This window comes from Candidatus Manganitrophaceae bacterium (assembly GCA_016200325.1).
Lineage (GTDB): Bacteria > Nitrospirota > Nitrospiria > SBBL01 > Manganitrophaceae > Manganitrophus.
The window spans coordinates 55084-78726 of the sequence record JACQEZ010000019.1; the positions used below are offsets into that span (position 1 = coordinate 55084).

General features: G+C 58.6%; 21 protein-coding genes and 1 other RNA gene. 1 reads left to right on the forward strand and 21 read right to left on the reverse strand.

Annotated features, from left to right (window positions below; genetic code table 11):
• Positions 1–19: 19 nt before the first annotated feature.
• The 15 genes from HY282_15195 to HY282_15265 all read right to left on the reverse strand — a co-directional run bounded on the left by HY282_15195 (position 20) and on the right by HY282_15265 (position 13594).
• Positions 20–259 (reverse strand): hypothetical protein, encoded by a 240-nt coding sequence (locus tag HY282_15195; protein MBI3805094.1) that lies wholly within the window; start codon positions 257–259, stop codon positions 20–22.
• 120 nt (positions 260–379) lie between these two features.
• Positions 380–874 carry a prepilin-type N-terminal cleavage/methylation domain-containing protein gene (locus HY282_15200; protein MBI3805095.1) on the reverse strand — a complete coding sequence of 165 codons (495 nt, stop codon included), beginning with the start codon at positions 872–874 and terminating at the stop codon, positions 380–382.
• Positions 871–3258 (reverse strand): hypothetical protein, encoded by a 2388-nt coding sequence (locus tag HY282_15205; GenBank protein MBI3805096.1) that lies wholly within the window; start codon positions 3256–3258, stop codon positions 871–873. Before HY282_15205 ends, HY282_15200 begins: the two co-directional genes overlap by 4 nt.
• 60 nt (positions 3259–3318) lie before the next feature.
• Positions 3319–4236 carry a GDP-mannose 4,6-dehydratase gene (locus tag HY282_15210; GenBank protein ID MBI3805097.1) on the reverse strand — a complete coding sequence of 306 codons (918 nt, stop codon included), beginning with the start codon at positions 4234–4236 and terminating at the stop codon, positions 3319–3321.
• A 69-nt stretch (positions 4237–4305) separates the two neighbouring features.
• Positions 4306–5130 carry a TlyA family RNA methyltransferase gene (locus HY282_15215; GenBank protein MBI3805098.1) on the reverse strand — a complete coding sequence of 275 codons (825 nt, stop codon included), beginning with the start codon at positions 5128–5130 and terminating at the stop codon, positions 4306–4308.
• Positions 5127–7091: a 1-deoxy-D-xylulose-5-phosphate synthase gene (locus HY282_15220; protein ID MBI3805099.1), complete on the reverse strand. Its 1965-nt coding sequence runs from the start codon at positions 7089–7091 to the stop codon at positions 5127–5129. The genes HY282_15215 and HY282_15220 overlap by 4 nt, the downstream gene beginning before the upstream one ends.
• Before the next feature lie 27 nt (positions 7092–7118).
• Positions 7119–8021: a polyprenyl synthetase family protein gene (locus HY282_15225; protein ID MBI3805100.1), complete on the reverse strand. Its 903-nt coding sequence runs from the start codon at positions 8019–8021 to the stop codon at positions 7119–7121.
• The gene (locus HY282_15230) at positions 8018–8296 is read right to left on the reverse strand and encodes an exodeoxyribonuclease VII small subunit (protein ID MBI3805101.1); all 279 of its coding nucleotides are present in this window, start codon (positions 8294–8296) and stop codon (positions 8018–8020) included. Before HY282_15230 ends, HY282_15225 begins: the two co-directional genes overlap by 4 nt.
• Before the next feature lie 171 nt (positions 8297–8467).
• Positions 8468–8887 (reverse strand): YjbQ family protein, encoded by a 420-nt coding sequence (locus tag HY282_15235; GenBank protein ID MBI3805102.1) that lies wholly within the window; start codon positions 8885–8887, stop codon positions 8468–8470.
• On the reverse strand, positions 8868–10301 hold the full coding sequence (locus tag HY282_15240; protein MBI3805103.1) for an exodeoxyribonuclease VII large subunit: 1434 nt from the start codon (positions 10299–10301) through the stop codon (positions 8868–8870). Before HY282_15240 ends, HY282_15235 begins: the two co-directional genes overlap by 20 nt.
• Positions 10298–11629 carry a replication-associated recombination protein A gene (locus HY282_15245; protein ID MBI3805104.1) on the reverse strand — a complete coding sequence of 444 codons (1332 nt, stop codon included), beginning with the start codon at positions 11627–11629 and terminating at the stop codon, positions 10298–10300. The genes HY282_15240 and HY282_15245 overlap by 4 nt, the downstream gene beginning before the upstream one ends.
• A gap of 61 nt (positions 11630–11690) precedes the next feature.
• Positions 11691–11873, reverse strand: a non-coding RNA gene (gene ssrS, locus HY282_15250) — 6S RNA.
• A gap of 59 nt (positions 11874–11932) precedes the next feature.
• Entirely contained in the window at positions 11933–12256 is a 324-nt protein-coding gene (locus HY282_15255) for a cell division protein ZapA (protein ID MBI3805105.1), read from the reverse strand.
• On the reverse strand, positions 12234–12476 hold the full coding sequence (gene zapB, locus HY282_15260) for a cell division protein ZapB (GenBank protein ID MBI3805106.1): 243 nt from the start codon (positions 12474–12476) through the stop codon (positions 12234–12236). Before zapB ends, HY282_15255 begins: the two co-directional genes overlap by 23 nt.
• A 128-nt stretch (positions 12477–12604) precedes the next feature.
• The gene (locus tag HY282_15265) at positions 12605–13594 is read right to left on the reverse strand and encodes an energy transducer TonB (GenBank protein ID MBI3805107.1); all 990 of its coding nucleotides are present in this window, start codon (positions 13592–13594) and stop codon (positions 12605–12607) included.
• Between the two features lie 181 nt (positions 13595–13775).
• Between HY282_15265 and HY282_15270 the strand changes: the two genes are divergently transcribed.
• Positions 13776–14222, forward strand: coding sequence for a DUF192 domain-containing protein (locus HY282_15270; protein ID MBI3805108.1), 447 nt, complete (start codon positions 13776–13778; stop codon positions 14220–14222).
• Positions 14223–14444: 222 nt separating this feature from the next.
• Here the strand turns inward: HY282_15270 and HY282_15275 are convergent, their stop codons facing one another.
• From HY282_15275 to HY282_15300, 6 genes are all read right to left on the reverse strand, one after another.
• The gene (locus tag HY282_15275; protein ID MBI3805109.1) at positions 14445–15254 is read right to left on the reverse strand and encodes a methyltransferase domain-containing protein; all 810 of its coding nucleotides are present in this window, start codon (positions 15252–15254) and stop codon (positions 14445–14447) included.
• A gap of 600 nt (positions 15255–15854) precedes the next feature.
• On the reverse strand, positions 15855–16775 hold the full coding sequence (locus HY282_15280) for an NAD-dependent epimerase/dehydratase family protein (GenBank protein ID MBI3805110.1): 921 nt from the start codon (positions 16773–16775) through the stop codon (positions 15855–15857).
• Between the two features lie 70 nt (positions 16776–16845).
• Positions 16846–18801, reverse strand: coding sequence for an ABC-F family ATP-binding cassette domain-containing protein (locus HY282_15285; protein MBI3805111.1), 1956 nt, complete (start codon positions 18799–18801; stop codon positions 16846–16848).
• Positions 18802–18809: 8 nt separating this feature from the next.
• On the reverse strand, positions 18810–19862 hold the full coding sequence (add, locus tag HY282_15290) for an adenosine deaminase (GenBank protein MBI3805112.1): 1053 nt from the start codon (positions 19860–19862) through the stop codon (positions 18810–18812).
• 38 nt (positions 19863–19900) lie between these two features.
• Positions 19901–20968 carry a dihydroorotate dehydrogenase gene (locus HY282_15295; protein ID MBI3805113.1) on the reverse strand — a complete coding sequence of 356 codons (1068 nt, stop codon included), beginning with the start codon at positions 20966–20968 and terminating at the stop codon, positions 19901–19903.
• A 145-nt stretch (positions 20969–21113) separates the two neighbouring features.
• Positions 21114–23516 carry a sulfurtransferase TusA family protein gene (locus HY282_15300; protein MBI3805114.1) on the reverse strand — a complete coding sequence of 801 codons (2403 nt, stop codon included), beginning with the start codon at positions 23514–23516 and terminating at the stop codon, positions 21114–21116.
• Positions 23517–23643 lie beyond the last annotated feature (127 nt).

The window sequence follows — 23643 nt, forward strand, 5'->3', positions numbered from 1 at the left end:
GTTGCGTGACAGTCAAACGTTAGGACGAAGCCGGCTTATCCCCTTCGGCCCCCTTCACTTTCTTTCGACCCTTCGCCTCGATAAAAGCGGTCCGGACCTGGAGCGTTTTCTTCCGCCGCTGCGCCCGCTTGAGCTTCTTGACCTCCTTGCGGAGCGCAATCCGGTCGCCGCCCGCTTCGCCCTTGGCGGCGGTCCGCTGCTGCGACACTTTCGTCTTCAACTTCTCGATCCGTTTCTCCAACCCTTTTGCTTCCGCCACACGTTCCTCCCGTTAGATAAATTTAGAATCCAGACGTCAGAAACCAGGAGTCAGAATAAAATCCAAAACTGTTCCATTCTGAATTCCGACTTCTCTCTCCTGACTTCTGCTTTTTATACTTCACCACGTTTGATACCTGGTTCCATCCGGCGCCACCTCATTGCTCCGGGTATAGACATCATAGACATCCCGGTCGCACGAGATCGAGGAATCGGGATCGTCTTCATAACATCGAATCCCCCACTCCGCCGAGTGGGTGAAAGGGTCGATCGGAATCCGCCGGAGGTACTTTCGGATTTTCTTCTGATTCGGATCGGCCACCGGCGCCCCCTTCACCAGCACCTCCAGGCGCCGAGGATAACCGGTCTCCTCGTTGGCAATGTCCGAGTCGGAATGCGCAATCCGCTTCGCGTCCCAATCTTCCTTAAATTGATCAACCGCGGTCCGCATCTCCCGGAGCGCCTTTCGCAGCTCCATCTCTTTGGTGCGGCGCTCCCCCATCTTGGCGAGCGGCATGGCGACCGATGCGAGGATAATGATCATCGCCGCCGTCACCATCAACTCCAGGAGGGTCAAACCCGACTGATCACGAATTTTTTCTAAAAACCGCTTCATCGAACATTGACTAGGCCGGGGAAGATATCGACGTTGATCGGACCCCGCGACGGGTTGAGCAATCGGACATTGCGGAAGTCGATCCGGCTGGACGCGCCAGCCCGATCGCCGCTGAAGGTGAGGGTAAAGAGGGTCCCGGAACCGCTGATTCCGGTCTCATCGGCCTCCCGAGTCACCTGAACATCGACCGTCGCTCCCCCCGGCTGCGTGGATGAGACGAGCGAGATGTTCTTTCCATCCCGCTTCAGGAAATCTCCTTCCACCACCCCTTTCAAGCTGACGACCGTCGGGTCAAATGCAATCGACATCGTCGCTCCCGAGAGCGATTTCACATTGTCGACCCGGACCTCCACATTGACCGTGCCGTTTGCGGCGACGGTCGACTCTCTCGGAATGACCGAGAGGATCGGGGCGAGGCGGTTCTCCGGCGCCGGCGCCAAAGGCGCGGGACGGTTCTCCGACGCGGGCGGTACGGGAGCCGCGGGCGCCGTGCTGGCCGCTCCACCGCCGGGCGCCGCCTGCGATTCTCGCCGAACGTCGCCGACGGTCGGAAAGTCGGAGAAGAGCGGCCGGGTCGAATAGGTCTCTTCCGTTCCGGACCAGAACGACTGAAGCGGCTTCTCGGGGGTCTCCAGGTTTCGGAGAATGTGCGGCGTGATCGTCATCACAATGTCGGTTTTCGCCTTGTTCTTCTCTTCGTGGGAGAAGAGACGGCCGATAAACGGAATGTCACCGAGCCCCGGAATCTTATTGATCGTCGTCCGCTCATCATCGCGAATCAGCCCGCTGATCACCACCGTCTCGCTATCTTTGACGCTCAATACAGTCTCGGTGTTCCGGTTGCCGAAGCGGAATTGCTGCTGGCCGTTCCCTAAATTGACCAGGTCGCCGAGGGAGGTCACCTCCAGATTGAGCTTCATCGTCACGTCGTTCGTCAAATGGATGTTCGGCTCGATCGTCAGCTTGATCCCGACATCTTTGAACTCAATCGAGGTGGTGGTCGTCGGTCCGATCGTCGCGCTCGTCGTCGGCGCGGTCGTGGTGGTCGAAAGGAGAATCGGGACCCGGTCGCCGATATTGATCTTGGCGCTTTTGTTGTCGATCACCCGGACCCGGGGATTCGCCAGCGTCTGCGCGTCCGATTCCTGTTTGAAAAAGTCGATCAACAGGGACGGAAGGACGAAGAAAATCGTCGAATCGTTCAGGTTCCTCAAACTTTCAAGGCTGAGCGCGCCGCCGCCGCTGGTGCCGGTGGTGCCGAGGGTGCTGCTCGTGGTATTGTTTCCGAGAAAGGCGGAGACCTGATTTTGGCTGAAGTTCCAGCCGAGCCGCGATCCTTTTGTTTTATCGATCTCCAAGATTTCGACCTCGAACATCACCTCGGCCACTTTCCGGTCATTGGCGTCGATGATCTTCTCCGCCAGCTTGATCTTCTCCGGCGTGTCGCGCAGGACGATCGTATTTAGCTCATCGTTGACGAAGACCCGCCGCGTCTCCAACATCGTCCGAAGGAGGTTGACCATGTCTTTCGCTTTGACATTCGAAAGGTAGAACGTTCGGATGACGAGGTCTTGATATTGATCGACCTTCTGCTTCGTCTTGGGGATGACGAGGATCGTCTCATCGCTGATCTTCTTCATGAAGAGATTGTTCGTGGAGAGAATCAGGTTCAGCGCCTCTTTGAACGACGCATCTTTGACGAAGATGCTCATCGTCTCGTCCCGAACATCTTTGTCGAAGAGGATATTGATGCCGGCCGACTTCGCAAGCAGCTCGAATACTTCTTTAAGCCGCGCGTTCTGGAATTTCAGCGTAATCGGCTGGCTAGACTTGAGGGAGAGCTCATCGACCTCCTCCCCTGCGGTCCGCTGCCGCTTCGTCGCCTGCGCCAGGATCTCCTTTCCCTGCGGAAGGGTCGGATCGCGCTCCAGCGCCCGCTCGAGAAATTCGATCGCTTCGGAGAAACGCTCGGCCTTCAGCAGTTTTTGTCCGAGGAGAAAATCGTCCTGCGCTTCTTTTATCCGGAGCGCCTTCGCAAAGGCATCTTGGTATTCCGTCCGGCTCGGATCGAGGAGCATCGCCCGCTTGTACTCTTCGAGCGCCACCGAAATATTCTTTTGGTCGAGCATCACCTTCGCCCGGTCGGCATGGACCGCCGCCGCCTTCACCTTGGCGTCGTCCATCTTTCGTTTGAGCGGTTGATTTAACGGATCTTTCTTGAGACTCTCCGAATACATCTGATAGGCCTCGTCCCAGCGCTGGTCTTTGGCGAATTCATCGCCGAGCCGGACCTGCTTGGAAGCGAAACAGCCTGAGAGAAGAAAAAGGAGAAGAGTCGCCCCCATACAGAGCGCGGTGTTAAAACGACCCCTCTTTTCTTGCACAATTCCTCCTTTGGAAAAACGCGTGAACCCGACGGCTCACGTATTTCGGATCCATTAAAATTAGATGTTCTTGAAATACTCCACGGTTTTCATCAACCCTTCCGGGAGCGCAACGCGCGGCTCCCATTCGAGCGTCTTGTGGAGCTTTTGGGCATCGAGGCAGCTTCGGATCTGCTCCCCCTTTTTCTCGGGCCCATGAATTTCTTTGGCGTCGGAGCCGGTGACGTCGAGGAGAAACCGAAAGAGCTGATTGACGGAGGTCTCTTTGCCGGTCGCCACATTGAACGCGTCATTGATCTGGCTGTGAAACACCGCCATGTTCGCCTCCACGACATCTTCCACAAAGACATAATCGCGCGTCTGCATGCCGTTTCCGTTGATGACCGGCTGCTCGCCGCGGAGCATCTTCTGCGCAAAAATGGCGACGACCCCCGCCTCCCCGAACGGATCCTGCCGAGGACCGTAGACGTTGCTATATCTCAGTGCGGTATAGTCGAGCCCGCAGACCTTCTGATAATAATAAAGGTAATGCTCGCTCGACAGCTTGCTGACCCCATAGGGGGAGAGCGGACGGGTCGGATGGTTTTCCGGCGCCGGAAAGATCTCCTGCTCGCCGTAAATCGCCCCGCCGGAAGAGGCGAAGATGATCCGCCGCGTTCCGTGCTTCACGGCGCACTCGAGCAGATTGAGCAGGCCGATGATGTTGGTCTGCGCGTCGAAGGAGGGATCGGAGACCGACCGTCGCACATCCATCTGTGCGGCGTGATGACTGACCACCTCGGGCTTTTCTTTTTGAAAGATCCGCTCCAAGCGACTGCTGCAGATATCGGCCTTATAAAAGACCGCCTCTTTGTTGATGTTCTTTTTCTTTCCGGTGGAGAGATTGTCGACGATGACGACCTGATGTCCGTCTTGGATCAACCGATCGACCAGATGAGAGCCGATGAACCCGGCCCCCCCGGTTACCAACACCTTCATCTATTTTCATCCTTTCTGCAAAAAATCTTTTGATGTTGACCCGGCGTTCCGACTTCCGCACGCCGCATTCTATGTTCCGGCACCGGCCCTTTTAAAATGAACGAGGAACTCGGCATTTCCCTTCTGGCCCAAGATCGGTGAAGCGATCGCTTCCGACGCCTCCAATCCCCACGCCGGCGCCTGGGCGCGAATCCGATCGAGCACCCGTTGATGCTTTTCCGCGCTTCGAACGATTCCGCCCCGGCCGACCTCTCCCTTTCCGACCTCGAACTGCGGCTTAACCAACGCGACGATCTCCCCCTCCGATTTAAGAAAGGGAACCGCCGCCGGGATCACCTTCTCCAGCGAGATAAAGGAGACGTCGATCGTCGCCAGGTCGATCGGCTCCGGAATCGCATCGGCCGGGAGGGTCCGGATATTCTGTCGCTCCAGAACCACCACACGCCGATCTTGCCGAAGCCGCCAGGCGAGTTGGCCATAGCCGACATCGACCGCATAGACGCGGGTCGCGCCGCGCTGAAGGAGACAATCGGTAAACCCGCCGGTCGAGGCGCCGATGTCGATCGCGACCTTTCCGGAGGGATCGACCTGGAAGACATCGAGCGCCGCCTCCAGCTTGACGCCCCCCCGGCTGACATAGGGGGAGGGGGAACCAAGGAGGACAATCTCCGCCTCTCTCCCCACCAGTGTCCCCGCCTTTTCAACCTTTTTTCCGTCGACCAGGACGATCCCGCTCAGGATCAAGCCCTTCGCACGCTCGCGGCTCTCGGCCAACCCCCGCTCCTGGAGGAGCAGATCCAGCCGCTCTTTTTTTGAGGCGGGCTGTTTTCCGGCAGGCGCGACAGCGGGGCGCGGCTTGTCCGCGCGCGGCTTGCCGGAGGGCCGCGGCGTCATTTTCCCAACCCGATCGCCCGATCCTCGCTTCCGACCTTCAAAAAATCGAGCACCGTGGCTGCAATCCGCTCGGGATCGAGTCCCAATTTCTCCCGAAGAACTTTCTGCGCCCCATGTTCAATGAATTGATCGGGGAGGCCGATCCGCTTCGTGTCGACCGCCGGAATCCGTCCTGCGCTTCGCTCCTCTTCGAGCAAAGCGAGCACCGATTCGCCGAACCCCCCCGCCAGGGAATGTTCTTCCAGGGTGACGATCCGGCGGCAACGCTGCGCGACGGCAACGAGGAGCTCTCGATCGATCGGTTTGGCGAAGCGCGCATTGACCACGGCGACGCTCACCCCCTCCCGCTCCAGCAGCGTTGCCGCCGACAGAGAGGGATACACCATGCTGCCGAGGGCGATCAGGGCGACATCGATCTCATTATTCGAGTGACCCGAATCCGAATGCCCTGAATTGCTCTGCAGATCGCCCCGCAGGAGCTCTCCCTTACCGATCGGGAGCGGCTGGGCCGGTTCTTCCAGCGGAACCCCGACCGCCTCCCCTCTCGGGTAGCGGATCGCCACCGGTCCGGGATAATTCAGCGCGGTGGTCAACATCTGCTGCAGCTCATTTTCATCTTTCGGCGCCATCAAAATCATGTTCGGAAGGCCCTTCAGGTAAGCGATGTCAAAGACCCCGTTATGCGTCGGGCCATCCTCGCCGACCAACCCGGCCCGATCCAAACAGAAGGTCACCGGCAGGTTTTGGAGGGCGACATCATGGGCGATCTGATCGAACCCCCGTTGCAGGAAGGTCGAATAGATCGCCACCACCGGACGCAACCCGTCGGCCGCCATCCCGGCGGCAAGGGTCACGGCATGCTGCTCTGCAATCCCGACATCGTAGGAGCGCTCCGGGAATTCCTTCGCGAACTTCGCGACCCCCGTTCCCTCCGGCATCGCCGCGGTGATGGCGACGATCCGTCGGTCTTTCTTCGCCAGCGCGATCAGCTGTTTTGCGAAGATGCCGGTGTAGTTCGGGGCCGACGACTTTTTCTTGGCCAGCCCGGTATCGAGGTTAAAGGCCGAGGTGCCATGAAAGCCGGCCGGATCTCCCTCCGCCGGGGCATATCCCTTCCCCTTCTTCGTAATCAAGTGGACCAGGAGCGGTCCCTCGAGCTGCTTAATATTCTCGAAGGTCGTCAGGAGATGGTCGAGGCGATGGCCGTCGATCGGGCCGATATACCGAAATCCCATCTCTTCAAACAGAAGGCCGGGGGTGATCAATCCCTTGACCGACTCCTCCGCCCGCCGGGCCACCTTCAACATCGGCTGGCCGATCTTTGGGATGTTCTTGAGCAACGTTGCCGTCTCGCTGCGAACTTTGGTGTAAAGGGGGCCGGTGATGATCCGGGCGAGATAGGCGGAGATGGCGCCGACGTTCTTTGAAATCGACATCTCATTGTCGTTGAGGATCACGATCATGTCGCGGTGCAGCGCCCCCGCATGATTGAGCGCCTCGTACGCCATGCCGGCGGTAATGGCGCCGTCGCCGGTGATCGCAATGACGTGATACTTTCCGCCGAGCTGCTCCCGCGCTTCGGCCATGCCGAGCGCGGCGGAGATCGCCGTGCCGGCATGCCCGGCGCCGAAGGTGTCATAGGGGCTTTCGGCGCGGGAGAGAAACCCGCTGATCCCTTGATACTGCCGGAGGGTGTGGAACTGATCGCGCCGGCCGGTCAGGAGCTTGTGCGGATAGGCCTGGTGCCCCGTATCCCAAACAAACCGATCCTGCGGGGGATCGAAAACGGTATGGAGCGCAATCGTCAGCTCCACCGCGCCGAGGCTCGCTCCCAGATGTCCCCCTTTGTCGGCGACCACCTCTAGGATCTTCTCGCGGACCTCTTGCGCCAGCTGCGGGAGCGATTCTCTCGGGATCTTTTTTAAATCGGCCGGACTATTGATCTGATCTAACAAACGCATGCTCGCCTCACCCCTCCAAACCACTTCTTACTTCTTCCGTTCAACCATGTAGCGCGCCAACTCCCGGAGCGGATCGGCTTCCGGACCGAATCCGTCTAATTCCGCGAAAGCCTCATCCACCAAGACCTGCGCTTCCTTTTTTGCCCGTTCTACGCCGACCAGCCGGGGATACGTCCACTTCTCTTTCGCCTCATCCTGCCCGACCGATTTCCCAAGCTCTTCCTCTTTTCCTTCTACGTCGAGAATGTCGTCGGCGATTTGAAACGCCAATCCGATCTTCTCGCCGTAGCGGGTCAGATGAGAGAGCTTCTTGGGGCCGGCGCCCCCGACGATTCCCCCGATCCGAACCGACGCCCGGATCAACGCCCCGGTCTTATGGCCGTGAATGTAGTTGAGCTGCGATAGATCAATCGACTTTTTCCCTTCCGATTGAATATCGACCAGCTGGCCGCCGACCATCCCGGTGCTGCCGGAGGCCGATCCCAACTCCAGAATGACCGAAAGAGTTTTCTTGGGAGAGAGGGTCCCGACGAGCCCCTTCTCCGCAATCAACGTAAACGCCGCGGTCAGCAGGGCGTCTCCCGCCAAAATCGCCGTCGCCTCCCCGAACATTTTATGATTGGTTAATTTTCCCCGCCGGTAGGAGTCATTATCCATGGCGGGAAGATCATCGTGGACGAGAGAGTAAGTGTGGATCAATTCGATGGCCGCGGCATAGGGAAGAACCTCCTCCCGTCGACCGCCGACCGACTCCGCCGCCGCAAGACAGAGGATCGGACGAAGCCGCTTGCCCCCGGCGAAGAGGGAGTAGCGAATCGCCTCATGGATCAACGCCGGCTCGCACTTCGCCCCCGGCAGATAAGAATGAAGGAGCCGATCGACCTCCGTTCGGCGCTCGGACAGGTAAACCTTCAAAGCCTCTTTCGTCATGAGAGGGGGGTTCCTCCGGTCTCTGGTGAAGACTCCCCGGAAGAGGGATCTCCCTTCAACTCGAACGGTCGCCTCTCTCTTTTTCCACCTTTTTCCTGGACCAGGATCTCGACCTTCTTTTCAGCTTCCTCTAACATCTTCAGACAGTTCTTTGAAAGACGGATCCCTTCTTCAAAGGCCTTCAGCGATTCCTCTAAGGGAAGATCGCCCTTTTCAAGCGATTTTACCGCCTCTTCCAACCGGGAGAGAGCTTCCTCAAATTTCAAATTGGCCACGCCGGCTCCGAGATGGGGCATCCGGAGGCCACGGGAATTCCCGCAGCCTCACGAACCCATTCCATTATACAAGAGACCGCCGGAAGGTCAAGAAAAAACAACGTCAACCGCCCTCTCCGCGCCGTGGCCGGAGGAGGGGGGAAATCGATGCGGCGGCGACCCGTCGCGCATCTATTCTCCCGCAAGATGAATCAAAATTGTCCGCCGATGCCCGGCGCTTCGATGCTCATAGAGGAAAAGCCCCTGCCAGGTGCCGAGGGCAAGCCGCCCCTGCCGGACCGGGATGGAGAGGGAGACGGCGGTGAGGGCCGACCGGACGTGCGCCGGCATGTCGTCGGGCCCTTCGGTCGTATGCCGGAAAAGGGGATCTCCCTGCGGGACAAGCCGGTTAAAAAAACGTTCCAGATCGCGCAGCACCTCCGGATCGGCATTCTCCTGGATCAACAGCGAGGCGGAGGTGTGTTGAAGATAGAGGGTCAGCAACCCGGTTTCGATCGGGTGCGCTTGCAGCCAGCCGGCCACCGCGTCGGTCACCTCATAGAGCGCTCTGCCGGAGGTCTTGAGGGTGATCTCACCGATCTGCTGGATCATGGTCGACCTTCTTCTCGTCAATCTGATTATCCTGATTATCCATTTTTACGTCGACCTTCTTCTTAACGGAGCAGATCAACCGGCCCCGATGCAGGATCATCTCAATCGTCTCGCCGATCTCCACCGCACCGGCTTCCCGGATCACCTCCCCGGCCGGCGCCCGCCGGGCGATGCCATATCCCCGCTCGAGGATATTCAAAGGGCTAAGGATATTCAACTGCGCCATTTGAGATTGGAGCAGACGGCGCCGCCGGAGGACAAGGTCATTTCCTGTTTGGATCAGGTCGGATGCGGCCGCCGCAAGGCGACGGCGCACCTCACTCAACCGCTCCACCGGATTGAGATGGACCAACCCCTGGCGGAGACGGGAGAGGCGCGCCCGCCGCTCCCAGAGGGTCCGCTCCCACGCCTGCCGGAGCCGGACGGTGAGGTGATCGACCTCAGCACGGTAATGGCCAAGCTGCCGGGCCGGTGCGGCGAGAAGGCGCCGCTCCGATGCGATATGGCGATGCGCTGCTTCGAGCTGATCTTTCATCGCTGCAATTAACGCGGCATTTAAGGAAGCGAAACGCTCCAGCAGCGCCGCGGCGTTTCGGACGACGATCTCCGCCGCGACCGATGGGGTCGGCGCCCGAAGGTCGGAAACAAAATCGGCGATCGTCGTGTCGGTTTCATGTCCGACCGCCGAGATCACCGGGATATCGGACCGGGCGATCGCCCGCGCAACGATCTCCTCGTTAAAAGCCCAGAGGTCTTCGAGCGATCCTCCGCCGCGGGCCACGATCAGCAGGTCGATTCGCTCGGACGGACCCCGCGCGCTCAGCCGGTTGACCGACTCAATTCCCCGGGCGATCTCGTCGGCCGCCCCTTCTCCCTGGACGGCGACCGGATAAATGAGGTATGAGAGCGGAAGCGGTCTCCCGAGCAGCACTTTCAAAAGATCGCGGAGCACCGCACCGGTCGGAGAGGTCAGAAGGGCCACCCGCCCCGGTAGTTTCGGGATCGGCCGCTTCCGGCTCGGATCGAAGAGCCCCTCTGCGCGAAGCTTCTCCTTGAGCGCCTCGAAGGCGGCTTGGAGCGCGCCGGCCCCTTGCGGCTCGATGTAATCGACGATCAGCTGATACTCTCCCTTCGCCTCATAGAGAGAGAGATGCCCCCGGATCAGAACCGACTGACCCTCTTTCGGGGTAAATCGGAGAAAGCGGCCGTGGGAGCGGAAGATGATCGCTTTGATCTGCGAGGCGGCATCTTTCAGGGTGAAGTAGAGATGGCCGGAAGAGGGGATCTTCAGATTGGCCACCTCGCCGGCGACCCAGACATCGGAGAAGGTCCGCTCGACCTCGCCGCGGATGCGCGCGCTCAGCGCTTGAACCGTCCAGATCTTCCGCTCGGGGGGAAAAGCCGGAACGCTCATTTTTCCCCTCCCTCCCCGGCCGGCTTTTTCCGGAGGGCCCGCTGCTGCTCCCGCCAGATGCGCAGCCGCTCAGCGATTTTTTTCTCCTCCCCCTGATCCGACGGATGGTAGAAGACCTTCTCCTCCGGAAGATAGAGCTGCGGGATAAAGTGGCCGGGGGAGTCGTGCGGATAGCGATACCCCTTTCCCCGGCCGAGCCGTTTGGCCCCGGCGTAGTGGGTGTCTTTCAGCAGATCGGGAACCTCCATCAGGCGACCCGACTCGATCTCTTCCAATGCGGCGCCGATCGCGAGGTAAGCGGCATTGCTCTTCGGCGCCGAGGCAAGGTAGGTCGTCGCCTGGGCGAGCGGGATCTTCCCCTCCGGCATTCCGATCGCCTCAAGCGCGTGCAGCGCCGCCACCGCGATGATGAGGGCGCGCGGATCGGCATTCCCGATATCCTCGGAGGCGAGGATGATCAGACGGCGGGCGATGAAGAGCGGCTCTTCCCCCGCATAGATCATCTTCGCCAGCCAGTAGACGGCGGCGTCGGGGTCGGAGCCCCGGACGCTTTTGATAAAGGCCGAGATCGTATCGTAGTGGCTGTCGCCGCTCTCATAAACCAGCCCCTTTTTTTGAACCGATTCTTCGGCAACGGCGAGATCGAAATGGATGACCCCTTCGGCATCAGGGGGCGTCGTCACGACCCCGATCTCCAATGCATTGAGGAGCCGCCGGGCATCTCCCTCGGTCGTCTCGATGAGATGGCGCTCCGCCTCGTCGGTCAGGACCACCTTCCACTTTCCAAAGCCGCGCTCCGGGTCGGAGAGGGCCCGCCGGACGAGCGCGCGCAATCCCTCCACCGGAAGGGGCTTTAACTCCACGATCTGAGAGCGGGAGGCGAGCGCCGGGATAATCGAGAAGAAGGGGTTTTGCGTTGAGGCGCCGACCAGGGTGAGCGTCCCCTTTTCGACATCGGGAAGGAGCGCCGACTGTTGGACTTTGTTGAATCGGTGGATCTCATCGACCAAAAGAAGGGTCTTTTTGCCCGAGCGGGATTTCTCTTCCTGCGCCGCGGCGATCACCTTGCGAATCTCCGCCACCCCGGCGGTCACGGCGTTGATATCGACGAATTGCGATTGGCTGTAGGTGGCGATCAGATGGGCGAGCGCCGTTTTACCGCAGCCGGGGGGACCATACAGGATCAGCGAAGAGACCCGATCGGCCTCGATCGCGCGCCGAAGAAATTTTCCCGGCCCGACGAGGTGAGCCTGTCCAACGAACTCGGAGAAATCTCTCGGACGCATCCGCCAAGCAAGCGGAGGGGATTTTTCAAAAGCGGGATCCATCTGACCTCAGCTGTCTCGTCGGCACGGAATCGAAAATTCGGTGGGAGGGGGAGCGGAAAGAAAAGCCCCCACGTTTGCCGTGACAGGGTTTACTCAAAACCTGGTCAAACCAGGTGGGTACCGAGATGGGGACTTTAGGCTTTTCCGCCGGAGGCGGAACGTGCACACCGTCCTCTTGGACTCAGCTCCCAAAAATGGATTGTTCGGCTTGGAGAGAACCCCGCCACGCGCAACGTAGGGGCCACTTTTAAAACTCTATTTCTAAAATTAGATTATCAAACTCATTTTAAAATTGCAAGGGATCTATTCCAGTTTAAACTCTTCGAACTGCTCCTCGATGCTTTCGATAATGTCGCGCGTCTTGCCGCCGATGATCGCATCTCGCTCCTTCTGACGGCTTCGCGCTTCAAAGAGCTCGTGCGCGATGTTGATCGCCGCGAGAATCGCCAGCTTCGCCGGGGTGATCCCCCGCGTGTGGCCCGCCATCTCGGTCATCTTCTGATCGACGTAGGCGGCAAGCTCCTTGGCGTAGGCCTCATCGGCATCTCCGCGGAGCGTATATCGATGGCCGAAGATTTCGACCTGCAGCTTCGTCTTCAATGCGTCACCTTCCCGGGATCTGTGCATCCTCCTCGATTGCCTCTTGCACCTCGAGGTGATTCAACGTTCCCAAAATCCGCTCGATTCGAAGACGGACCTCCCCGCGCTCTTCCTGGAGCTGCCGGAATTCCCGCTCTTGCTGATTAATCTTCACTTCCAGCCCTTCTTTTTCTCTTTTCAGCTTTTTAATCAGGTCGATCATCGTCTGGACACGCGATTCCAATACCTCAAGTTGTTCTTGCACCATACGCTCCTCAATACGACGGCTCAGATCCGTCTGAACCCAAATTTGATTCAATCTACCTTTTCAGTTTTTATTTGTCAATCAAATTTGGCAGGCAACCGGAGCGGGATATTCGAAGCGGTCCGAAGCGCTTAACGCAGATAGGTGTAGCGATTGGAATAGAGGAAATGGCCGGTGATGGTGAGCTGATCCTGATGCCAGGAGTCGGGCAGCGGGGCAAAGGGGGCGGCTGCTTTGATCGCCCGCACCGCCTCTTCGTCGAGGAGGTCATAGCCGGAGGTGGAGACGACCCGCACATCGGTGACCTGGCCGTCTTTCAGGATGGTAAAGTTCAGCAGGAGGTCTCCTTGGATGCCCCGTTCGGAGGCCTGGGCCGGATATCTCCAGACATATTCGATCTTGCTCTTCAGCTTGAGCGCATATGAAAAATATTTTAGGTCATCGGTATTGAGGGAGATCGTATCTTTCGGGGGTACTTTTTCTTGGTCGGTGAAAACCTTTGCCAGCTGATCGAGGCTCTTCGCATCGGCAAAGGGAAGCCCCGGCAGACCGTTCGGCCGGATCGGGGCCGTTTGTACCCCTGGGTCCGCCGGAAGGGAGGGGAGCGGCGCGGGCCGCCTTGCCTCGCCCGGCTCCAGTGGAGCAGGCGTGCTCGGCGGAACCGATGGAATGGCGTCGGACCGATTCAGCTCCCGCGGCAGGGAGGGGGGCGCGGGCGGACGGAGCGGCGTCGGCGCCGCCGGCCTGGAGGGCGCCACCTTCGGGGCCGGCAGCCCCGGCCGCTCCGATTTCGGAATCGGCGGCAGACGGGTCTCCTTCCCCTTTGGAATTGCTTTTAAATCTTTCTCCTGGTCGGTTCCGAACAACAACTCACGCGGTTTCGGCACCGGCGGGGCGAGCGTCTCCGGACGGATCAGCTGTACTTCCGTTTCCGAGGGCGCAACGGCCGGTCGCTCCCATTTTCCCCATTGCTGGAGGAGAAGGAGGAGGGTGAGATGGGAGAGGAAGGAGACGAGGAAAAAGAGCATCCAGGGAAACCGTGACGCCGGTCCCCCTTCAGGGCTCAATTCCTCCGCAATGTCGTCATAAAGATGCATGGGGGGGATTATAACATAACGCAAAGGGGCATCAAAGACGTGCAAGCGGTAAATTCGGAGTGCGGAGTGAAAGATCGCTTTCAGAAGACAGGGGTGGAAAGGGGCTACGGGTGGTCGGCATCCGGGCCCCTTTCCGCTGCCGATGCGGCTGACTATGCGCTGCCGATGATTGACAGACCGATTTTTTTTTCATAAGATAAAATTCATGCGAAAATCACTCTTTTTCCTCCTTCTCCTCTTTACCCTTCTCCCCTTTGGAAGGGTCTCCTATTCCGAAACAGCCGTTGCCCACCGTACAGTCATCTTTCCGAGCGGAACCAAAATCGACGCCGAGTTGGCCGACAACGATGAGAGCCGAAGTAAAGGGCTGATGTTTCGCGACCGGCTCGCCCCCACCGCCGGAATGCTCTTTATTTTTCAAGAAGCCCACCCCTATCTCTTCTGGATGAAGAACTGCAAATTTCCGATCGATATCATCTGGCTCGACGCGCAGAAAGAGATCGTCTTCATCTCGGAGAAAACACCCCCCTGTACCGCCGATCCCTGCCCCAACTACGGGCCGATCGACAAGAACGCCCTTTATGTCGTCGAAGTCGTCTCCGGATTCGCGGAAAAGGAAAAGTTAAAACCGGGGATGAAGATCCGATTTTAATCGCCGCCGATCTTCCGTTGCCTTGACCGCACGACCTGTACATTCCATTTCGAATTGTCTTTTATCCTATGGGCAGGAGGCGATGCACGCTCAGGAAACGGCGACCGATGCCGATGCCGCCGTCGAACAGAGCAAAGCAGGTCATAAACCAAAGAGGAAATGAAAGCGTTTCGGAGAAGAATCGGTTTTAAAGGAGATGTAGAGGGATGGCGCCGAAGCGGCTCATCTCTTTTTTCTTGCCGTCACGACGAAGTTGAAGCCGAAGCGGGAGAACGGATAGGTTCCGGAGAGGGCGAGGTCGATCCGGCCGAGTGCCAGGGCCAAGCGTCCGACCAGGCTTCGCTTTCCCTTTTCCAGCAGAAAAGGATCGGGGATCAATGAAGAGAGAATATTATGTCCCCGGCAGTAGAGAATCTCCAGCCCATTCTTCTCCAGAATCGACCGCAGCTCCCGCCAGGTAAAGGTCTTAAACCGCATCCCCTCCCACACCCGGGTTGCATGCCCCTTTCCGGGAACGCGGAGGGCGTCGACCAGCTCGGAAGGATGATAAAAGATACCGAAATTCCACTTCGTGTCGCACTCCAGCGTCACGATCGCGCCCGGCTTGGCGACGCGCGCCATCTCGGCGACCGCCTCTTCATAGCCCTCGACAATATGGCTGAGAACGTCTCCGTAAGAGATCAGAAAATCGAAGCTCCTGTCCGGGAAGGGAAGCTGACAGGCATTCGCCACCTGGAACGTCACATTGTCGTGTGTTTTGCACCGCTCTTTGGCGATCTCGATCAGCTCTTTGGAAAGATCGATCCCGACCACCTCCTCCGCGTAGGGGGCGAGACGGACCGCCTGTAGACCGCTCCCGCAGCCGACATCAAGGATTCGGCCATATCGCTTTCCGCGGGTCAACTCCTCCAGGCAAAGATCATAGAGAAGATAACTGTTCATCAAGAAAGGGGTCTCATTGACGAGCTCGTCAAATCCCTTTCCCCAATCGTTATACACTTTTGCGACGGTATCTGTGGTTGTCTTCGACATGGCTTTTTCTTATATCATGATCGAGGAGGGGGCACAAGAAAAATTTGATTGCGTTTTGATTGGGAGCAAGAGCGATGGAATTGTCTAGAGTCGTGGGGTTTCACCCCACCCCCCACCGCGGGGGTTGCTTGCCCAACCCCCTTCGGCTTCCCAAGGGACACCGGGGTGAAACCCCGGACCCCACGGTCACAACTTGCACCACGCGCGGGAGTGCACCGCGGATGGTGCTTCGACAATGGTGACCTGAAGAGGTAGATGGAACGTCTGATTTGGAACGCTTAAGATAGCGGGCACAGCACGCCCTGGACGCGCACTGTCTTACGTTCTTCTTTATAAAGATAGAAAGAGATGGAGCGTGATGAGGCCTGCGGCCTCGAGGCCCCTGCGTACTCTCATCAAACGTTCTACCTACCTCATCAGGTCGAGCCGCAGCAGTCCGCGGTTCTCTCCCGCGGTCGCGTGGCATTCGACCGTGGGGGCGCAGGGGGTGTAAACCCCCGCTGCACGGGGAAGCCGAAGGGGGCTGGGCACGCAGCCCCCGCGGTGGGGGGTGGGGTAAAACCCCACGACTCTAAGCAGCGCGCCGCAAAATTCAATCCCTTATGCTTCCCGCGCCCTCATCTCCCCCGCCTCACTCTTCTTAATTCCATCGAGCAACGCCTCGCGATAGGTCGGAAACCGAAGTGAGAGATTGAACTCTTTTAAAAGTTTTTGGTTTTGATAGCGGATCGGGGGGGCTGGGACGGAGGGCGGGAGCGCCGGCGAAGCCGCGCCGAGGAGGGTCGCCATCTCCTGAAAGTAGGCGGCCGGCGTATGCGGCTCGTGATCGACGACGTTATAAAATTGGCCGGGGCGTCCCCGCTCCATCGCCGCGATCAAGATGTCGAGATAATCTTCGAAATAGATTCGGTGAAAGAGCGGCGGCAGATCGGGAGGAAGCGGATAGGTCCCTTTTCGGACCTGGTCGAAGATTCCGGGAAGGGATTGGTAGAGGGCTCCCGCCCGCAGGATCATCCCCGGAAAGCCGTCTTCCGAAAAGCGGGCAAGAATCTCGCGCTCGGCCTCTGCATGAATCCGTCCAGTTACGCTTTTCGGCCGGCAAAAAACCTTCTCGCTGATCCCTTCTTCGACAGAAGCCTCACTTCCAGGCGCCGCCGTCGCCCCCTCATAGACGGCGAGGCTACTCTCGTAGATGTACCGCTGGACGGCACCGCGGGGAAGGGCGGAGAGGATATTCCGCAGCCCTTTTAAATCGGTCGGCTCGGGCATCGGCTGTCCATGCTGCCGGCGCTGGGCGAGGTGGTAGATCACGTCGGCATTGGCGACCGCCATCTTTGCCAAAAACGGCTCGGAGAGATCAGCGGCGACCGGATTGATCCCGAGCCGCGCGAATCCAGGGGCGAGTCCATCGGAGGAGATCAGCGCCCAGACGCTCCGATCCTCCCGGAGAAGACGGACCCCGAGCTGCTTAATAAAATTTCCCTCTCCGATCAGCAAGATGGTCGTAAATGATTTAGGCAACGGTGACGTCCTTTTCTATTATTTTCTATCCCCCTACTGCCGATCCGGCAGAGGTTCGTAAAAGAGGACTTTATGAGGCGGGGTTCGTTTGGGTCATCGCCTCATATTCGAGCGAGAGCTTCTCCCATTGGGCGGTCTCTTGATCGATTTCGGCTTTCAGCCGATTGTGGCGCTCCATCAACTCGTAAAAACGCTCCTTCTGCTGATAAAGCGCCGGATCGGCGAGCAACGCCACACATTCCTGATAGGCTTTTCCCTTCGTGTCGAGCGACTTCTCGAGCGCCTCGATCTTCTTCTTGAGCGGCTGCGCTTCCCGGTGAAGCCGGTTCCGCGCGTCGGCCTCCCGCCGCTTCTGCTCCTTCTGCTCGTTCCGCGTTAAGACCGGCCGGCCCTTCTCGCTCTCCGTCGGCGCCGGCGCGGCGCCTCCCGATGATTTGGAGAGCTCTTTCTTGTAGAGATAATAGTCATAATCGCCCGGGTAAACCGTCACCTTCCCCTGGTCGACCTCAATAATATGATTTGCGATCGCCCGAATCAAGTGCCGATCGTGCGTGATGAAGCAGAGGGTCCCGCCATATCCTTTCAGCGCCTCCTCAAGGACATCGCGAGAGGGGATATCAAGGTGGTTCGTCGGCTCGTCGAGCAGAATAAAATTGGCCGGCTTGATCAACATCCGCGCCAGCGCCAGCCGGCTCTTCTCCCCCCCGCTCAGCACCGAGACCTGTTTGAAAACGTCATCCCCGGCAAAGAGGAACGCGCCGAGAATACCGCGCAGGAAAGATTGCGCCCCCTGCGGATCGGCCTCTTCCATCTCCTGCAGCAAGGTGTGATGGGGATGGAGCGTCTCCAATTGATGCTGGCTGAAGTAGCTGAGCGCAACCTTCTGACCCAACGCGCGCCGCCCCCCCTCGATCGGAAGCACCCCCGCCAAGATTTTGATTAGCGTCGATTTCCCCGCCCCGTTCGGCCCGACCAGCGCCACTTTCTGGCCGCGCGTAAGGGTGAGATTGAGCCCTTGATAAACCTTGACCGGACCGTACGATTTTTCGACGCCATCGAGCGTGATCACCTCCTGGCCGCCCCGCTCCGGCTGCGGGAAGGTGAATCGGACTTTCTTCCGCTCCTGCGCCACCTCCATCTTATCCATCTTTTCGAGCTGCTTGATCCGGCTTTGCACCTGCCGGGCCTTGGTCGCTTTATACCGGAAGCGCTCGATGAACCGTTCTGTCTCCTCGATCTTCTTTTGTTGGTTCTCGTAAGTCGCCTGGCGAATCTCCGCCCCTTCTTCCTTCGCGATGACATAGCGGTCGTAATTTCCGGTGTAGTTGATCAGCTTCCCTTGATCGATTTCGACGATCCGCTGGGCGATGGCGTTGATGAAGGGCCGGTCGTGCGAGATGAAGAGGATCGCCCCGGCGTAATTTTTCAGAAAATTCTCCAGCCAGATAACCGATTCCAGATCGAGGTGGTTGGTCGGCTCGTCGAGCAGCAAGATATCGGGCTGCAATAGGAGGAGCTTCGCAAGGGCGATTCGCATCAACCATCCGCCGCTCAGGGTATCGGTCTTCGCGCCGAAACGGGCCTCCTTGAACCCGAGCCCCGACAAGACCTGCTTCGCCTGATGCTCGATGTTGTACCCCCCTTCGCTTTCGTACTGGAGCTGCAGCTCGGCGTAATGGAGGCCGAGGCGCTCTTTTTCGGCTGGATCGTCGGCCTCCTCCATCTCATGCTCGAGCCGCTTGAGGGTCGATTCAATCTGATTGATCGCATCGCAGCCGGAGAGGGCTTCTTCCAGGATCGATTTGCCCCGCAATTGGAGGATCTCTTGGGGAAGATAGCCGACGACGGAGCTCTTTGAGATGATCACCTGCCCCTCGTCCGGATCGGCCTTCCCGCCGATCATCTCCAGCAGGGTCGTCTTGCCGGCGCCGTTGGGACCGATGAGCGCAATCCGATCGCCGTAGGCGACTTGCAACGTCGCATCGGAGAACAGGGTCCGGGCCCCGAATCGTTTTGTAATATTCAAAAGGGAGATCATTTTTTCGTGCGAAAGACCGGCCGCTCTAGATCGTGCTGCGGCGGGAGATTTTCCTTGAATTGGGTTGAGGGATGAATAAAGGAATGCCGACGGGCCTGACGGTGAATCGTCTGGAGCTGCTCGACGGAGAGGAATTTCGAGAGCTTTTCATTTTCCCGGTTCTGATCGGTATTCGAGACGGTGGTGTTGTCGGTGCAGATCGCCACCGGGACGCCGTATTCCATGAAGGTCAAGATCGGATGCGATGCCCCCATCGGAACGGCGCCGGTCTGATAATTCGAAGTATAGCAACACTCGACCAAAATCTGATCCTTGGCCAACCGGCGCAGGAGCGCTTTGTCTTTGACGGCGGAGCAGCCATGTCCGATCCGGCGGGCGCCGAGGATATCAATCGCCTCCCAGATCGCCTCCGGTCCTTCGTCTTCTCCGGCATGAATCGTTAAACCGAGGTTCGCCAACCGGGCGATCTCGAACGCCTCTTTAAAGAGACGCGCCGGGTTTCCCCGCTCCGCCCCCGCCACATCGAAGCCGATCACGCCGGTCCGTTCATGAAATTGCTGCGCCTCGGCAATCGCCTGGCGCGCCAAGATCTTCGCGATATGCGGCCCTTGATGGCGCATGGCGATGACGATCAACCCGGTCTCGATCGGATATTTCTTCTCGGCGCGGGAGAGCCCCGTTAGAACGGAGCTGATTGTCTGGCGCAGCGTCAGCCCGGCGAAGGTATGAATGATCGGCGCATAACGCAGCTCCAGGAGCCGGACCCCGTTCTGATAGGCCTTCTGAACAATCGCTTCGACGACGTAAGAGATGTTGCCGTAAAACTGGGTGATCCAAGCGGGATAGTGAAATTTATCGAGGTAGCGAAGCAGCGCCCCCTCTTCCCCCTCTTGAAGGACGAGCAGCCGCTCCATCTCCTTTTTCGTCGCAACCGGGTTGAGGCGATGCTCTTTCATCAACTTCCAGGTGAGGTCGACCGGGATCGATCCGTCGACATGCTGGTGAAGCTCGACCTTCTCGATTTTTGCGACCTCTTGTCGAATCGGCATTTTCCGAGACTCTTTCCTAGAATCTTTCCCAGAATCTTTCATTGACCCGACGCTTCTTTCCAATAAGTGTATGCCAGAAAGGGGTCCCACATCGCACCGGTCGCCGTCATCACGGCGTCGACCCCCTCGTTGAGAAATTCCCGAATGTGCGCCGCCGTCATCACCCCGCCGACGCCGACCACCTCGAAGTCATATTTTTCTCTTTGCTTCAGCGCAACGATCCGCGATGCCTGTAAGACGGCGTACGGCCGAATCGCCGCACCGCAGACCCCCGACCGCAACCGGCCTTTCCCCGGGAGCGCTTGAGTCCCGTCGGGCTTGATCACCTCAAACGAGAGGGTATTCAATCCCGAAATGGCGTCGACATGCGGTGCATTCGCCGCGACGACCTTTTCGAGCCGCGAGGTATCGGAGATGTAGCCGATTTTAATGATCAGCGGAACCGCTCCGATCGCCCGCTTCACCCGCTTCGAGATCTCGGCCGAGAAAACCGGATCGGTATAGACGCTCCCCTCGCCGGTCACGACGTTGGGACAGGAGAGGTTGATCTCCACCGCCGGCGCCCCCGCTTCGACCGCCATCCGCGCAGCCGACGCATAATCCTCGGCCAGATCTTTTTCTCCCGGCGTGCCGACGACGCTGACGATCAACAACTGCCCGTCGCCGAGGCCCGCTTTGGCTTTTTGGATATCCTCCTGCCAGAGCTTCGGGTCGCGCGACGGCATGCCGAACGAATTGGTGATGCTGATCTCCTCCACGCGGGACGGCGCCTCCATCGTGGCAACCAGCGGCTTCCCGAAATCGGCTTCCTGCAGCGGTCCCTTCAGATGGAGGAACATGCAGTTCGGCTCCGGATGGCTCGGGGTCGCGCGGGTCCGGACCGTTTTATAGACGAGGAGGTCAAACCCGAGCGCGCCGTAAGCGAGAATCCAGCGGGAGTTGAGCAGCGGCCCGGCCGGAATACCGAGGCGCGAGTTGACGTCGAATCCGAGGAACCGGACCTTCTTTTCAATCCGGCGGGCCGGCGGCCGTTGATCGATAAAGGGACCTTCCTGGTAGTTCGCTTCGTATGAGCGGGTGATGTCGTATGTCGGGGCTGGTTTCATTGCTGCGGGGTCCCTTTGCGTACCCGTATGCTAACATGGCGCGGGATTCTGGTCAACCGTTGCGAGCCGGAAGCGCTCGCGTCCGGACAGCAGACAGCCCAGGCGAATGGGCCTGGGCTGTGCATGGTCTTAGAATCTTTAGCGCTTAGACTTTCTCGATGACAATCTTATGATGACCGTCCGGCAGCTTCTCGTTCTTCACGACCTTATGTCCTTCCGCCTGAACGCTCCGGGGGACATTGCGGATCGGCTCCCCGTCATCAAGGATCACCTCCAGCGTCTGGCCGGCATCCATCTCTTCGAGCTGAAGCTTTGTCTTGACGAAATTCATCGGGCAAGCGACCCCCGATAAATCGAGCCGGGCATCGACCTCTTTTTGTAAACTCATATCGACCTCACTTTGAATCACCGATGAAACAGTTTCTTTCTTACGTAATTTTAAATTGGCGTCGAGGCGATCGTACGCCTCTTTGCACTCGCGGACGAAGGCATCGGCCAGCGTCAGCATCTCCTGGAGCGGTTCGGGCTGAAGCGCGAAGGAGGTCCACTTTCCAAGGTCCTCGGTAAAGTTCTCGAACCGCTCGGTGACGATTCCCTGCTCCACCAGCTTGTGCTGGAACTCTTTGAGGACCTCCTCTTCATGGGGCGAGTCGATGCCGAAGGGAATCAGCAGCGCCCGGCAGTTGACCAGGATCGCATGCTTGATGTGGCCGACCGTTTCTTCATATTGATGGTGCATCAACGCCACTGAGGCCTTCTCGATTGATTGGACGCCGGTATGCAAGTAGTGCTCGATCATATCGATCACGGTGCCGGCGCATTCGCCGGGGCCGAGGTCGTCGAGCGAGAAGTCTTTCTCCTCATTGTAGTCGATGTAATATTCGGGGGCCTCTTGCGGCGTCGGAATCTTCGTAAACCGCTCCAGCCGGACGGCGAGGGCCTCTCGGCCGAAACGCTCGATGAAGGGATTGAAGCCTTCCTCTTCCCGGCGGTTCTCCCGATAGATCTGCACCAACTCCATGACCGCCGCCGGAATGTTCTTCGCCGGGATCTTCACCTTGGAGCTCCCGATCACCGACCGCTCCGCGCTCACCCCGCCTCCCAGATGAAGCTGGTAGTGGGGGGCGAGCTTGCCGTGGACTTTTTTCCCGACCCCATGTAAACCGATGCCGGCGATGTGATGATGGCCGCAGGAGTTCGGGCATCCCGAGATTCGAATGCGTAACCCATTGAGGTCTTCAAACTCGGAGAGGTTTTTGCCGAACTCATTGACAATCGCCGCACCCAACCCCATCGACGAGGTCAGCGCCAATTGGCAGCTGTCGGCGCCGGGGCACGAGATGACATCGACCGCCCGCTCCGCACCCGCGCCGCCCAGACCGATTCGATCGAGCGCGGCATGAAGCTCGGAGAGCGATTCCTGATGCACCCCCCGGATCAGCAGGTTCTGCTGGTGGGTCGCCCGAATCTCGCCGGTGGTCGAAAACCGCTCGACGATCTCGGCCATCGCCCGCAATTGATCGGCGGTGATGTCGCCGAGGATTAATTTGATCTGAACCGCGCAGATGCCGGGAGTCGATTGCGGAATCACGTTGGTCCGGAACCAAGAGGCATGCCCGTTTTGACTTTCAATCATCGGCAGATTCAACGGCGCCGCCGGCTGCTTCGGCTCCGGCATCGGCAAGGAGACATAGCTCTTTCCCGACGCCTTCAAGAACGCCCGCTCTCCCGCCACTTTCTCCTTAAACCAGTCGAGGCCCCATTTTTCGAGGATAAATTTCATCCGCGCCTTGCTCTTGGTCTTTCGATCTCCATGCGCATCGAAGACCTTTAAAATCGCCTCGCAGGTCGGAAGAATTTCATCGATCGGAAGAAAATCGGTATAAAGCTTGGCGAGCTTCGGGTGCGACCCCAGCCCCCCGCCGACGAAGAGCTTAAATCCGAACTCTGGCTGCCCGGCGACCTCCCGGCGGGTGGCGATGAAGCCGATGTCGTGAATCGACGCCAAGCCGCACTCGCTGTCACACCCTGAGAAAGAGATTTTAAATTTACGGGGAAGGTCTTGGTTGATCGGATTGCGCAGAAGCGCATACGCGACCGCCTGAGAAATCGGGGTCACGTCGAACAGCTCGGTCGGGCAGACCCCCGCCAAATGGCAGGAGGTGACATTGCGCACCGTATTGCCGCACGCTTCCCGGGTGGTCAGTCCCGATTCGGCCAGCCGCGTCATCACGGCGGTGATATCGTCCAATTTCACAAAATGGAATTGCATATCCTGCCGGGTGGTGATATGTCCCTTGCCGGTGGAATGATGCTCGGCGATGTCGGCGAGACAACGGAGCTTGGGGGCGGTGAGAAGGCCGGAGGGAATCTTGACGCGGACCATCTGGAATCCCTTTTGCCGCTGTCCATAAATCCCATGCTGAAGCCGGAAGCGCTTGAACTTTTCCTCCGGGATTTCTTTTTTCTTTAAACGCTCGACTTGAAGGCCGAACGCCTCGATTTCTTTTAAAATTTCTTCTGAAAGGGTGGTCTCGGTATGGCTCATCTGTTCCCTCATTCAACCGAAAAAAGATTTTAACAAAGGATACACCACTTTCCCTGCACAATCAATATAAAACGCTTTCGAAAGAAGTCGAAAATCTCTTTAATAATGAGGGGGTCAATAAAAAAAG

What these genes read in the sequence shown, in the direction of transcription:
- HY282_15200 (MBI3805095.1), bottom strand. Translation starts at nt 874, where the DNA reads ATGAAGCGGTTTTTAGAAAAAATTCGTGATCAGTCGGGTTTGACCCTC.
- HY282_15210 (MBI3805097.1), bottom strand. Translation starts at nt 4,236, where the DNA reads ATGAAGGTGTTGGTAACCGGGGGGGCCGGGTTCATCGGCTCTCATCTG.
- HY282_15215 (MBI3805098.1), bottom strand. Translation starts at nt 5,130, where the DNA reads ATGACGCCGCGGCCCTCCGGCAAGCCGCGCGCGGACAAGCCGCGCCCC.
- HY282_15220 (MBI3805099.1), bottom strand. Translation starts at nt 7,091, where the DNA reads ATGCGTTTGTTAGATCAGATCAATAGTCCGGCCGATTTAAAAAAGATC.
- HY282_15225 (MBI3805100.1), bottom strand. Translation starts at nt 8,021, where the DNA reads ATGACGAAAGAGGCTTTGAAGGTTTACCTGTCCGAGCGCCGAACGGAG.
- HY282_15235 (MBI3805102.1), bottom strand. Translation starts at nt 8,887, where the DNA reads ATGATCCAGCAGATCGGTGAGATCACCCTCAAGACCTCCGGCAGAGCG.
- HY282_15240 (MBI3805103.1), bottom strand. Translation starts at nt 10,301, where the DNA reads ATGAGCGTTCCGGCTTTTCCCCCCGAGCGGAAGATCTGGACGGTTCAA.
- HY282_15245 (MBI3805104.1), bottom strand. Translation starts at nt 11,629, where the DNA reads ATGGATCCCGCTTTTGAAAAATCCCCTCCGCTTGCTTGGCGGATGCGT.
- HY282_15255 (MBI3805105.1), bottom strand. Translation starts at nt 12,256, where the DNA reads ATGCACAGATCCCGGGAAGGTGACGCATTGAAGACGAAGCTGCAGGTC.
- zapB (MBI3805106.1), bottom strand. Translation starts at nt 12,476, where the DNA reads ATGGTGCAAGAACAACTTGAGGTATTGGAATCGCGTGTCCAGACGATG.
- HY282_15270 (MBI3805108.1), top strand. Translation starts at nt 13,776, where the DNA reads ATGCGAAAATCACTCTTTTTCCTCCTTCTCCTCTTTACCCTTCTCCCC.
- HY282_15275 (MBI3805109.1), bottom strand. Translation starts at nt 15,254, where the DNA reads ATGTCGAAGACAACCACAGATACCGTCGCAAAAGTGTATAACGATTGG.
- add (MBI3805112.1), bottom strand. Translation starts at nt 19,862, where the DNA reads ATGCCGATTCGACAAGAGGTCGCAAAAATCGAGAAGGTCGAGCTTCAC.
- HY282_15295 (MBI3805113.1), bottom strand. Translation starts at nt 20,968, where the DNA reads ATGAAACCAGCCCCGACATACGACATCACCCGCTCATACGAAGCGAAC.
- HY282_15300 (MBI3805114.1), bottom strand. Translation starts at nt 23,516, where the DNA reads ATGAGCCATACCGAGACCACCCTTTCAGAAGAAATTTTAAAAGAAATC.